The sequence below is a fragment of the Desulfobacula sp. genome, assembly GCF_021107415.1.
The window spans coordinates 1-12,791 of sequence record NZ_JAIOSW010000197.1 but is presented as its reverse complement, the minus strand read 5'-3'; the positions used below and the strand labels follow the sequence as shown (position 1 = coordinate 12,791).

At 36.0% G+C, this 12,791-nt stretch carries 10 protein-coding genes and 1 tRNA gene; 6 read left to right on the top strand and 5 right to left on the bottom strand.

The annotated features are described in order from the left end of the window. The 3 genes from K8S13_RS10585 to K8S13_RS10575 all read right to left on the bottom strand — a co-directional run. The coding region (locus K8S13_RS10585) for an epoxyqueuosine reductase QueH (RefSeq protein ID WP_291462412.1) at positions 1–359 on the bottom strand (359 nt) is incomplete at its 3' end. Then, positions 356–1,048 (bottom strand): YggS family pyridoxal phosphate-dependent enzyme, encoded by a 693-nt coding sequence (locus K8S13_RS10580; RefSeq protein ID WP_291462411.1) that lies wholly within the window; start codon positions 1,046–1,048, stop codon positions 356–358. The genes K8S13_RS10585 and K8S13_RS10580, both read right to left, overlap by 4 nt. A gap of 7 nt (positions 1,049–1,055) precedes the next feature. After that, a complete protein-coding gene (locus K8S13_RS10575) occupies positions 1,056–1,652 on the bottom strand; it encodes a nucleoside triphosphate pyrophosphatase (RefSeq protein WP_291462410.1) in 597 nt (198 codons plus the stop codon). Between the two features lie 109 nt (positions 1,653–1,761). On the opposite strand from K8S13_RS10575, the gene K8S13_RS10570 reads away from it, so the two are divergent. From K8S13_RS10570 to K8S13_RS10555, 4 genes are all read left to right on the top strand, one after another. Next, positions 1,762–1,849 (top strand) — tRNA-Leu (locus K8S13_RS10570). A 91-nt stretch (positions 1,850–1,940) separates the two neighbouring features. Beyond that, positions 1,941–3,191, top strand: coding sequence for a UDP-N-acetylglucosamine 1-carboxyvinyltransferase (gene murA / locus K8S13_RS10565; RefSeq protein ID WP_291462409.1), 1,251 nt, complete (start codon positions 1,941–1,943; stop codon positions 3,189–3,191). 26 nt (positions 3,192–3,217) lie between these two features. Beyond that, a complete protein-coding gene (locus K8S13_RS10560) occupies positions 3,218–5,695 on the top strand; it encodes a DNA internalization-related competence protein ComEC/Rec2 (protein ID WP_291462408.1) in 2,478 nt (825 codons plus the stop codon). Between the two features lie 2 nt (positions 5,696–5,697). After that, the gene (locus K8S13_RS10555; protein WP_291462407.1) at positions 5,698–6,522 is read left to right on the top strand and encodes a hypothetical protein; all 825 of its coding nucleotides are present in this window, start codon (positions 5,698–5,700) and stop codon (positions 6,520–6,522) included. Here the strand turns inward: K8S13_RS10555 and K8S13_RS10550 are convergent. Both K8S13_RS10550 and K8S13_RS10545 read right to left on the bottom strand, forming a co-directional pair. Continuing rightward, positions 6,492–10,706, bottom strand: a complete 4,215-nt coding sequence (locus K8S13_RS10550) for an acyl-CoA dehydratase activase (protein WP_291462406.1) — start codon at positions 10,704–10,706, stop codon at positions 6,492–6,494. The two genes, K8S13_RS10555 and K8S13_RS10550, sit on opposite strands and share 31 nt — an antisense overlap. 2 nt (positions 10,707–10,708) lie before the next feature. Further along, positions 10,709–11,182 carry a hypothetical protein gene (locus tag K8S13_RS10545; protein WP_291462405.1) on the bottom strand — a complete coding sequence of 158 codons (474 nt, stop codon included), beginning with the start codon at positions 11,180–11,182 and terminating at the stop codon, positions 10,709–10,711. Between the two features lie 178 nt (positions 11,183–11,360). Between K8S13_RS10545 and K8S13_RS10540 the strand changes: the two genes are divergently transcribed. Next, positions 11,361–12,146 (top strand): ABC transporter permease, encoded by a 786-nt coding sequence (locus tag K8S13_RS10540; protein WP_291462404.1) that lies wholly within the window; start codon positions 11,361–11,363, stop codon positions 12,144–12,146. A 3-nt stretch (positions 12,147–12,149) separates the two neighbouring features. After that, positions 12,150–12,791 (top strand): ABC transporter ATP-binding protein (locus K8S13_RS10535; protein WP_291462403.1); only part of this gene is annotated, 642 nt, incomplete at its 3' end.

Here is a 12,791-nt window from a genome sequence, read left to right as displayed (position 1 = left end):
AAATCATGATTCTGGAATTTGCTGTATAAAAGGGTGGTGGTAAACGCTTGAAATTTTCCTTTTTTGGCCACAAGCGCGGTTGCTTTTAGTCTGTCATAGTAGCAGTACCTGCATCGGTCCTGTTCCCTGAAAACAACAGATTGAAGGAATTCTTCGATTTTGTAATCCTTCTGATAAATTACCTTTAAGTCAATGGATTGAGAATAGTGTTTTAATGTCTCTTCTCTTTTTTGACACTCGGAAAAAGGGTGAATATTATGCCGGTAAAAAAAAGCCATTACATCCATGTCCATCTGTCCTAAAATTTTGAGAGGATAAATGGAGCAGGGCGCACAGCAGGTATGAAGTAAAAGTTTCAATCTCTTCTCCCGAATATTGATGTGCCCACCCTTACCATTGTAGAACCTTCTTCTATGGCGACTTTAAAATCATTGCTCATTCCCATGGACAGGTGTTCCATTGATATATTGTCCAGTTTTCGTGCTATGATTTTTTCTTTAATCAGGCCCAATTGTTCAAAATAGGTCCTGGCTTTTTCAGGGTCTGAAAAGTAAGGAGGCATGCACATTAATCCTTGTAAGGATAGATTTTTAAACGAGCTGATTTGTTCTGCCAATTGAATGGTATCTTCTGTATTGGTTCCTGATTTTGTTTCTTCTTCTCCAATATTTACCTGGACAAGTATTTTCTGAATTTTGTCAATTTTTTTTGACTGTTTATCTATTGCTTTTGCAAGTTTTAATGTATCGACTGTATGAATATAATCAAAATATTTAACTGCAAATTTAGCCTTATTGGATTGAAGATGGCCGATAAAATGCCAACAGGCAGTCTCTTTCCCAATTATATCGATTTTTTCTATTGCCTCTTGAATGTAATTTTCTCCAAAATGTTTCGCACCTGCTTTAATGCCCTCCATGATTGTTTCCACACTTTTCCTTTTACTGACAGCGATCAGTTGTATGGTATCAGGCTTTCGGCCACAGGACATGGCTGTATCCATAATTTGTTTGTTGATTTCATCGAAGTTCTCTTTAATAGTCAGCATAATAGTTTTAGTCCTTAAATTGGATGATATTTAAACTCATAAGTGTTTCAACAACTTCACAAACAGGTAATCCTACAACATTGGAATATGAGCCTGAAATCTGTTTAACAAGAAATGCACCAATTCCCTGTATACCATAAGCTCCTGCCTTGTCAAACGGTTCACCTGTCCCGACATACCATAGTATTTCCTGATTAGTTAAATACTTAAAGTATACTTTTGTTTCAATAGATTTTACAACCTTGGAATTTTTTTTGTGATTCATCACACAAAAGGCCGTATAAACACTATGTTCACAATTATTTAATTTGTTTAGCATGGCAATGGCATCTGTTTTTGATTGAGGCTTGCCAAGGATTTGTTCCTGAACAACAACGATTGTATCTGCCCCCAAAATCCAAGATTCAGGATATAAAAGGGATGTATTTTTTGCTTTTAAAAATGAGAGTTCTTGAACATGTGCTTCAGGATTTTTGATTGAAACAGACGCTTCATTGATATTTGAAGGAGAAATTTCTATTTCTATCCCGATCTGGTCAAGAAGTTCTTTTCTCCTGGGTGATTTGGATGCTAATATTAATTTTTCAGTGTTAATTGATTTCATGTATCCCTTTTTATCAGAAATCTTTCAAAGTGACAATCTTCTGATTTCAAGCTTGCAAATTATAAGCTTGCAAAATAGCGAAAAATGATATAAAAATGCCAAGAATCATGCCTGGGTGGCGGAACTGGTAGACGCAAGGGACTTAAAATCCCTCGGGCAAATTGCCTGTACGAGTTCAATTCTCGTCCCAGGTACCATTTAATAATTAAGGGGTTTTGGCTTTTTAACCAAAGCCCTTTTTTTAAATCATAGCAAAGTTAGCATTATATTACGGGTGATCTTCAGGTTATGGATAAAATTAAAATTACCGGTGGTAAGCAGCTTCACGGTGAAGTGAACATCAGTGGAGCAAAAAATGCAGCACTTCCTTTAATCGCTTCAAGTATTCTGGTCAATGGTAAAACATGTTTTACCAATGTTCCGGATTTGATGGATATCACCAGTATCAGACTCCTTTTAGAGGACTTAGGTGCAACCTGTAAGGTTTCAAAAGGAGTTCTTGAAGTTGATGGTTCCACTATTAACAAAATTGAAGCGGAATATGATCTGGTCCGAAAAATGAGGGCTTCCATTCTTGTACTATGTCCCCTGGTTGCAAGGTTCGGTCATGCCAAGGTATCTTTACCTGGTGGGTGTGCAATCGGGGCAAGACCTGTAAATATGCATCTTTCAGGACTTGAAGCACTGGGTGCAAGTATCAGTATCGAACATGGATATATTGAAGCAAAAGCAGATAGACTGATTGGCAATGAGATTTATTTTGATACTCAGACCGTCACCGGTACTGAAAATTTAATGATGGCTGCAACCCTGGCAAAAGGGACCAGCATATTGAGAAATGCAGCAAGAGAGCCGGAGGTTCTTGCCCTTGCAGAGGCCTTAAACAAAATGGGTGCAAAAATTTTTGGGGCGGGAACCGCCATTATGACCATTGAAGGCGTCAAAGAATTATCCCCCATTGATATCAACATTATTCCTGACAGAATTGAAACAGGCACCTTTATGGTTGCAGCCGCTGCAACCCAGGGGGATATTCTCCTAAAAGGGTGCGAACCCGATCATATTGGTGGTGTCATTAATAAGCTGAAAGCTACCGGTACAACAATTGAAATGTTCACAGACAGCATCAGGGTTGTCGGGAACAAGTCGATTCAAAGTGTAGATATTAAAACACTTCCATACCCGGGCTTTCCAACTGATATGCAGGCTCAGTTTATGACCTTGATGACAATTTCAAATGGAACCAGCATGATTCATGAATCCATTTTCGAGAATCGGTTTATTCATGCAAATGAATTGCTTCGAATGGGAGCGGATATTTCAATTTCAAATGGTAATCTTGCAATGGTCAGGGGTGTTAAAAAACTTCAAGCCGCACCGGTTATGGCTTCCGATTTAAGGGCCAGTGCCTCCCTTGTTATTGCAGGTCTTATTGCCCAGGGAACAACCATTATTTCAAGGGTATATCATATGGACAGGGGATATGAAGCCATTGAAAAAAAATTATCATTGCTTGGAGCAGATATAGAACGTATTTAAACCTTAAAGATTTAAGGTGAGATAGTGTGAAAACATTTTTCAAGCCTTTAAACCCGGCATCTTTATTCATTTTTTTTTCGATGATGGCAGGGATTTTAGCGGGAAACCTTTCCTCTGATTATAAAACACTTGCTTTTTGGGCTTTTTTGGCCTTGTTTGTTCTGGTCTGCCTGACCTTTTATCTTAATAAAAAAATAGTTCTTATTTTCATTCTCGGGTTGGTTTTCAACTTTGGCTATCTTTCCATTCAAGTCAAGTTATTCCCTGATCTGCCGTCCCATCATATTTCCAATTATCTGGATTCCGAAAAATTCAAAATTACCGGCAGCATTGTTTCATTTACAAAACACTATGAAAAAAAGTTTAAGCTGATTCTTTTATGTCACACCATAGAGACAAAAGACGGTAAAAAAGAAAAGGTTACAGGCAGGATTAATCTGAATTTATACAGATTTCCAAAAGTAGTTCCACAATTCGGTGATATTATCATGTTTAAATCATCGATTCGATCCGTTCGAAATTTTATGAACCCCGGTGCATTTGATTATAAAAGTTTTTTAAAGCTCAGACAAATATATGGTACAGCCTACTCAGATGCAAGAAAAATTAAGATCCTGACAGATCCGGATCAAATTGGATTTATTTCAGGACAGATCCGAAAAATAGAGAAAGTCAGGACAGATTATTATCATTTTATATTGAATCATACTAAACACTCAACGGCCGGCAAGATAATGGCCTCGTTGATTACAGGAAAAAAACAAGTCATTTCTCCCGACATGCGCGATTTGTTTTCCAAAGCCGGAATTAGTCACCTTTTAGCCATTTCAGGACTTCATCTTTCTATTGTCAGCCTTTTATTTTTTTATCTTTTCTATTGGTTCTTATCGTTCATGCCCGCCTTATTAATTGCAGCAAGATCCAAGAAAATTGCCGGCATATTAACCATTGTTCCGTTAGTGTTCTATGCTGTTTTTTCCGGGTTTTCACCCTCCACACAACGAGCACTCATAATGATAATTGTTCTGTTGATTTCCTTTGTTTCTGAAAAAGAAAAAGATATTCTTTCAAGTCTTTCCATCGCGGGAATTCTTATATTAATAATAGATCCGGCTGCACTTTTTTCCATATCATTTCAATTATCATTTATTGCTGTTATTTTTATTATTTATGGTGTTTCCCAAATGCAAAATTGGGTGCAAAATTTATCACAAAATTTATTTAAAAAAGGTTCATTTATTGCTAAAAAAAATTTATTTTCAAAAGTATTGATGATGATGTCTGTAACATTTTTTGCAGGTCTGGGAACCTTGCCGCTGACAGCACATTATTTTAATATTGTATCTACAATTGCGCTCATATCAAATTTGATTGCTATTCCTGTCCTGGGATTTATTGTGCTGCCGGCAGGCCTGATCTCACTGGTTTGCTTTCCATACTTTCCTTTATTTGCAACTTTTATTATCAATGTGTGTACCAAACTTATTTCTGTTTTAATCACATTGTCCGAGTTTCTGGTTTCCATTCCCTATTCATGGTCAAGGACCATAACATTGCAGTGGAGTGAAATAGCTGCGATTTATCTGGTTTTCATTGCAATTTTTTTTATTTTGAAAGGGATAAGGAAAACACCCGTATTTTTACTCTTCTTAAGTGTCTTATTGATCCTGTTTAATTTTTCAAATACCAGGTTGGATAAAACATTAAAACCAAATTTAAGTATCACAATAATTGATGTGGGGCAGGGCAACAGTGCCCTTATTCAAACACCTGAAGGCAAACGCATTTTAGTGGATGGCGGCGGTTTTTCAGATAGTTCCTCATTTGATACCGGAAGATTTATTATTGCGCCTTTTTTATGGCAAAAAAGGATACGTTCGTTGGACACTGTTATTTTAAGCCATCCTGAGTCTGATCACTTAAATGGTCTTATTTTTATTTTACAAAATTTTAATGTTCATACCTTGATTAAAAATGCAGATATGAGAAATTCAAGAAATTATACAGCACTGATCAAAGCCTGCGAGGATCGTGATATAAGGATATTAAATCCTCTAAGTGACGGGAACCTGTTGGATTTTGGTACAACAAGGCTTTTATTCTATGATTCATTGAAAAATAGTTTTTCATATGATTTTAATAATAATTCTCTTGTTTTCAAGGTGATATACAATGATTTTTCAATGCTTTTTCCAGGAGATATCTTAAGTCTTCGGGAAAAAAATTTAAGCAGTTTAAATAATCCTGATCTCCATTCGGATATACTGTTGTCACCTCATCATGGAAGTTCTACATCCAGTACTAAATTTTTCCTTGATAAAGTACAGCCCAAGAGTGTAATAATATCCTGTGGCTGGCACAACAGATATGGTTTTCCTCATACTAAAGTTTTAAAAAGATATAATAAAATGGGGATCAGCATTTTTCGAACTGATGAGGATGGAGCGATTTTTATATCAAGTGATGGTAAAAATCATAACATAAGAACCCATAAAGGTAGATAATATTGTACTATATATACTTTGTCTATGTTACAATTCTTGCTTCATTGATACTCTATGAATCTTATAATAAAAACCAACCTCGATGGTGGGCCATCATGGTCCTGTTTGCCCCTGTTACAACACCCTGGTTTATTTTTAAATCCCGAAAAGAGTCCGGGGTTATCCTTTTTATGATTTTTTTAAGCACCTTTTCAGCAGTTGCCATAGGTGAATTTTTTCTTTATTCAAATTATATGGAAAAAAATAAACATTCACATTTGCCTCCTGTAACACAACAAATGATCCGTCTTTCCGAAGAATTAAAGCAAAGTACCACAAGACTTGATCACGCATTGATAAAGCTGGAAAATCTAAGTAAGGTAGAATCCAGGATTCATGAAATCAAAAAAACAATTGAATTCATCGGTCACCTTAGAGATATCATGACTGAAAATCAGAGAGCAATCCAACAACTTGTGAAATATACTTCAGATTATAAGAGTTTTTTCGATAGAAAAGATCTTGACTGGGTGTTTAATATTCAACAATTCTATCATAACAGAAATGTTACCCAACATTATAAAAGCCTTCAAAAATATCTGGATAGTTTTGAAGACTTATTGAAATATACCTATGTCAATTTTTATAATATTACAGAACTTAAAAGCAAAGAGCACTTTAGAAATTATGATGAATACTATTTGAGATATCGCAGAGATGTTAATAGTCACAACAGATTTAATGTCAAACGGATTGATTTCCAAAATTCTTTTTTAGAAAAATATCCTGATATCAAACCCTATCTCCCGGGTGAACGTCAGACTGAAACTTTCAAATTGTGGGAATAATGCTTTCTGCCAGAATCCTTGAGAAACGGGATAATCACTTTATTCTTATTACCACCTGAAACATCATAGGTAATACTGACAATGGGCACATTAATTTTTGCTTCAAGTTTTTGAGCCATTGCTTCTGTAACAAGTCCGGGACAACAAAAAGCCGGATTGGTTTGAACCAGCAGCTTTAAATCAGGGTATTCATTGATGATATGGTGGATTTTTAAGATATTGTCCATGGACTCACCGGTATGTTCCTGAAGGATACCGTATTCGGAAAGAAGATTTTCATATGAGTCTTTTACTTCAAATGCTGATTTACTCAAAAAAGGTTCAAAATATTTATAATATTTCTTTTCCATGGCCTGCATGGCTACGAGAAGCGCCCCATATGAAATCAAACTTAAATATTTTCCTTCCTTAAACCATTTCTTAAAATAAGAGGTGGCAATAATTTTCATATATTTGTAATAGGGTGTTGTAATGACTTCACCACCATTGTCTTCAATAAAATGAACCAAATCCTGATTTATAATATCATTGTCTCTGGCATAAAGGTCTCCAAAAATCCCAACTTTAGGCCGTGATTCCATTCGGGTATCAATTTTTAAAAATAACTCACTTATTTTTTTTAATGCTTCTTCCTTGGACTCCCCTTTTTCAAAACAATTGCACAGAAGATTCAATGCTTTTTGAAGCACTATATCTGTCTGGCCTTTATTAATTTCATAGGGTCTGATTTTGCACCCAATGCTTCTTAATAATCCGCCAAACATATAAGCAAAATATGCATTGGTTGATGTTAGAAAAGAAATATCAAATAAAGAAAGTTCACCTTTGTAAATCTCAGCTTTTTCAAAGCCACATCCGTTTTTTTCAAGTATTTTTTTTATATGGTAGGGATACATCTTGATATTGCAGGCAATTTCCGAATAATTTAGCCATAGTACACAATTTGCCGGATCAAGGTTATTTTTTTCAACGGTATGAATAAACCCTGCTGCCACGGCATTTAAAGGAATGCATTGCCCCGTATTTGTCAGAATACTTTTTTTCAAAGTTTCAGGGGTTTCTTCCATTAAAAGAGTATGAAATCCTTCATTTTTTAATATTGAAACAATCAGACTGCCTGTATATGAATCCCAGTTTGGAAAAATAATGGTTTTGCTGCCTATCTTTGATAAAAATTTGGGATGAAGATGAGAAATATCACCTTTTTTGCCTTTTGAGCTTGAATGGTTATGATTTGTAAAGGCACGTACGGCTGCTTCAACCCTTGTTTCATAACCCACACTGGAATCATGTTCATCAAGTTCCAATACAAGATAGGGTTTATTATAGCTTTCCATTATCTGTTTGAAATAGTCAATACCGAATGAATCCGGAGCACATTTAAAGGAACTGATATAGACAGGGTAAAGATGGTCACTGTTGGCGGCAATATACGCAGCTTTAAGAATTTGTGCCACATATTTCCAATGAATTTCTTTTAACAAAGGGTCAATTTCTGAAAAATTACATGTTTCAAAATCCAGCATATCCTGAAAAAAGGTTTTTATGCCAAGATTTTCAAAAAGCTGTGGGATATTGTTATTCATTGTCTGGGTCAAAACGGTGTAGGGCCTGCCCAAAAGGACAACATTGATGTCTGAATCTTTGGATTTATATTGTTGATATAAGGCTTTATAATTTAACTGACAATTTTCTTTAAATTTAACTGCACTGTCATATGCGGCTGAGATATCAAAAAATGAAAACATAAAATTGGAAGATATTTTTTTTAAAGACTTATATAATTCCAGTTTGGTATGAAAATTTGTATAAAGATATTTTATAATCGGTGATATCAACTTGTTTTTATCAATATCCGAAAGACAGGATATGATTGAAGGCGTAAATTGGGTATAGTAGCAATGCTGTCTGCGCCTGTCTTTTTTCTTAAGATTTTCTTCAAAATAAAAGGGCAGAAATACATAATCCACTTTATCCATCAGGTACTTAATATGCCCATGCAAGGCCATAACAGGGGCACAAAATTCTGCGTTTGCAATACCTTTTCCTAATTTCACCGGATTCTTCAGGTTTAAACTTGTTTTTGTTTTAATTCCCAGCCGGGAAAAAAAGTGGGTCCAGAAATCATAGTCTTCAAAAAGATGAAGTGCGTGAGGAATACCAATGGTAAAATTATGTTTAATGATGGGTTTTTCAGATTTTTGAACAGCTTGTTTTCTGATTTTTAACAGGTTATAGGTATTTTCATTTGGAACCATTTTTTTTGTCTGATAATCCCTGCCGCACAAAAAACCATATGCAAGGGTTTGACCCCCGATATCTGCAATGGTCAGTTTGCAGTGGTTTGTGCATAATTCACAGGTTTCCTGACGGATTGGAATCTCTTGTTTCCATAAGTCAAATCCTCTAAAATCGGATGTCTTGATTTGTTTTTCTTTCAACAATAAGGCAACACCCAGTGCACCGGTCAGATGGCAATATTTTGATACATGAATGGGCTTATTTAATTTTTGCTCAAATGCCGCAACAAGGGCCTTGTTTCTGGCTGTTGCCCCTTGGAAAAGAATACAATTCCCTATTTTACCGATAGTGGCCACTTTTGTCAGGTAGTTATCTCTTACAGAGTGTAAAACCGAGGCAAGAATTTCATTTTTCTTAAACCCTTGAGCAAAATAATAATTAATATCCCGCTCCATAAAAACAGTACATCTGTCGCTGGCCACAGGAGAACTGACACCTTCTGTTCGTTCAGAATACTCAGATAAAGGGCAGTCAAGTTTTAAGGCCTGTTCTTCTATAAAACTTCCGGTTCCCGCAGCACATACGGTATTCATAACTGAGGAGGTGACAATACCGTCTTTGAGTAATGTAAATTTGGCATCCTGTCCTCCGATTTCAATAATTGTATCCACGTTTTTGTTTAAACTGACTGCTGCTGTTGCATGGGCAGTAATTTCATCGGGTTCGATATCCGCACCTATGATTTTGCCGCTGATTCTTCGACCGGATCCTGTCGTACCACACCCTTTAATTTTGATTTGAACATCATATGCTTTAAAAAATTGATCACAGGCTTTGAAAACTTTTTGAACAGCCATCACAGGCCGTGATGCAGTTTTTGTATAAAACCCGGCAATGGGTATTCCTTCTTGATTCACAAGGATACTTTTGGTACTTGTCGATCCTACATCCAGGCCTAAATATCCTTGTTTTGTCTCGATTAAGGCGGGGTTTTGATAAATATCGACTTCAACATCTTCGGCAACATGGGAGGAAAAGCATTTAAAGTCAGGATATTTCGAAAGCTTAAGTTTTAACTCAGGATAGGACAGAATGTCCTCTTTTTTTGATGATATAAAAAAATCTTTTACTGATGTAAAACTTTTTTTTATAATTTTTTTCTTATTGACAATGTCATCAAACAGGCAGAGCGCTGCTCCTGTTGCATCATAGAATATTGATTTTGAATCAATGATAAATTGATAGCCGGTGATTTTTTCAAGATGATTTTTAACCGATAGATTTTGAGAGACACCACCGCAAAAAATAATTTTTTTACCCACCTGTTTATATTGAAAAAGAGTGTTGGAAATATTTTTTGCAAGTCCACTACAAAGACCATCGCAGATTTGTTCAATGCCATACCCTTCCTGCTGGGCATGGATAAGGTCTGTTTTGGCAAAAACTGCACAACGGGTGGCAATATCAGGGATTTTTTTTGAATTTGAAAGGGCTTTTTGGCTCAGTTCGCGGGAGCCTCCCAAAAGGTTTAATCTTCGGGCCTGTTGATCAAGAAAACTTCCTGTACCGGCAGCACAGGATGTATTGTGTTTAGCACCGATATAATTGTGATCCCCATCAAAACGGCTCAATGAAAATTTTTCACCGCCGATGTGTAAAATTGCATTAAATGTTTTATGATAATATTTGGCGGCCCGTATGATCGTCAATTGCGCATCATAAGACTGGTTTGTCCTGATAAAAGAAGGCGTAGCATCAGTAACTGAAACGTATCCTATGGTGTTTATATCAATATTTTTAATTAATTGACAAAGACATTGTTTGACTTCTCCATGATGATAACAAGTGTCTGTATGAATAATATTGCCTTCATCACTTAGCACCACAATATGAATAGAGACAGAGCCGACATCAATACCGAGAATATTAGATGAAGATTGCATGATTATATTTTTTCCTTTACCTGATTCCAGAATTCCAAAACCCCTTTAAACCAACCATCTATAAACATTTGTTCATGATCAACCGCACTGGAGTTTGAATACTTTGCAAGATCAGTTGTCTGGTAGATCTGCTCAAAGTATTCATTCATTTTAGGATCAGAAATTAATTTATACGTATCATTAAACTGCAATACGTATAAAAGATCTTCATAATGTATGGTTTTTGCCCATCGAAGACCTTCTGCTTTACCCAGTTTGAAATATTTTTTTTCCCAGATAAGTTTTTCCTGTTTGAGTCGTTTGATAATTTCAGACATATCAAAATCTTCTGAAAACCGTTTCTGAAACTCCTCTTTTCTCTGAATAGCTTCTGTTAGCGCATCTTGAAACATTTTTGAAAAATTGAAAGAAGTCCGCCATTCTTTTAACTTTTCATGAAGCAAATCGGGAATGCTTAATGTGATTTTCTGAGCCATGTGTCTATCCTGTTATAATGTTATAACTTTTTATCGCCTGTTGCCCTTATACGTATCTTTTTTTTATATACGTGTCAATCTCTAATTCACGTAATATCCGCGGTTGTTGTAAAACGATAAAAACCTAAAATTATTAGAATCTTGAATTTTTTCAATATAGAAGCTATATAGAGACAATATGTTAATTGAATCCATTGAAAAACTTGGCAAAATAATCTTAAAATTGCTGGAATCCCTTGGGCGAATCATTCTTTTTTTCTTAAGAGGGGTGGTGAATCTTTTTGTCCCGCCATTTCAATTCACTAAAATTGTTGATCACACCTGGTTTATTGGAGCCAAATCTATTTTTGTTATTGTTTTAACCGGACTTTTTACGGGAATGGTTTTAGGGCTTCAGGGATACTATTCTTTGATCGAATTCGGCTCAGAAGCGGCGCTGGGGTCTGCAGTCGCTTTGACCTTGATACGAGAACTAGGCCCTGTTTTTACAGCGATTATGATCACGGCAAGGGCAGGGTCTGCCATGGCAGCTGAAATCGGTGTCATGAGAATATCCGAACAAATTGATGCCCTTAAAACCATGCATATAAATCCTGTCAGATTTATATTTACACCAAGGCTTATTGCTGCTGTTATCAGTTTTCCATTGCTGACAGCACTCTTTAATGTTGTTGGCATTTTTGGCGGATTTGTTTCCGCATCAATCATGCTTGACATCAATCCATATGTTTACATGGACACTGTTATTAGAAGTGTTCAAATGCAGGACATTACCGGAGGGTTTTATAAAGCCGCTGCCTTTGCTGTTCTTTCCACCACGATATGCTGTTCTCGTGGGTATTATACTCATCTGACCAGTGGTTTTGGTGCTAGAGGTGTTAGTTTGTCGACGACAAATGCAGTTGTTCAATCCTGTATCTTTGTCTTTATTTCTGATTATATCATCACATTTTTTTTGGTTTAAAGCATGGCTGTCCCTTTCATACAATTTGTTGATGTTACGAAAAGTTTTGGAACCTATCATGTTTTAAAAGGTCTTAATTTGTCAATTTACAAAGGCGAGATTATTGCTGTCATTGGAAAAAGCGGTACGGGTAAATCCGTATTGTTAAAGCATATTATCGACCTTATTCAGCCGGATTCAGGGCAAATCCTTGTTCAGGGGAAACCGTTTCATCAACTGCCAAAGAAAGTCAGGAGATCTTTTCAAAAGCAATTGAGCTATATGTTTCAGGATAATGCATTGTTTGATTTTATGAACATATACGATAATATTGCATTACCCTTAGTTGAAAATTCAGATTTTTCTAAAGATCAGGTAAACGAAAAAGTTTTTAAGCGAATGCAACAATTGAGTTTAACCGGTATCCAGGAAAAATTTCCTGCACAGCTTTCCGGTGGTATGCGAAAAAGGGTTGCCCTTGCCAGGGCGCTTGTGACTGATCCGAAGATTGTCCTGTTTGATGAACCGACAACCGGCCTTGACCCGATAAGAAAGAAAATTGTACACTCAATGATTCAGGAGTATCAGGAAAAATTTGGATTTACTGCTGTAATTGTGAGTCATGATATTCCTGAAATTTTTAATGTCGCTCAACGAATTGCCATG

What these genes read in the sequence shown, in the direction of transcription:
- K8S13_RS10580 (WP_291462411.1), bottom strand. Translation starts at nt 1,048, where the DNA reads ATGCTGACTATTAAAGAGAACTTCGATGAAATCAACAAACAAATTATG.
- K8S13_RS10575 (WP_291462410.1), bottom strand. Translation starts at nt 1,652, where the DNA reads ATGAAATCAATTAACACTGAAAAATTAATATTAGCATCCAAATCACCC.
- K8S13_RS10545 (WP_291462405.1), bottom strand. Translation starts at nt 11,182, where the DNA reads ATGGCTCAGAAAATCACATTAAGCATTCCCGATTTGCTTCATGAAAAG.
- K8S13_RS10550 (WP_291462406.1), bottom strand. Translation starts at nt 10,706, where the DNA reads ATGCAATCTTCATCTAATATTCTCGGTATTGATGTCGGCTCTGTCTCT.
- murA (WP_291462409.1), top strand. Translation starts at nt 1,941, where the DNA reads ATGGATAAAATTAAAATTACCGGTGGTAAGCAGCTTCACGGTGAAGTG.
- K8S13_RS10540 (WP_291462404.1), top strand. Translation starts at nt 11,361, where the DNA reads ATGTTAATTGAATCCATTGAAAAACTTGGCAAAATAATCTTAAAATTG.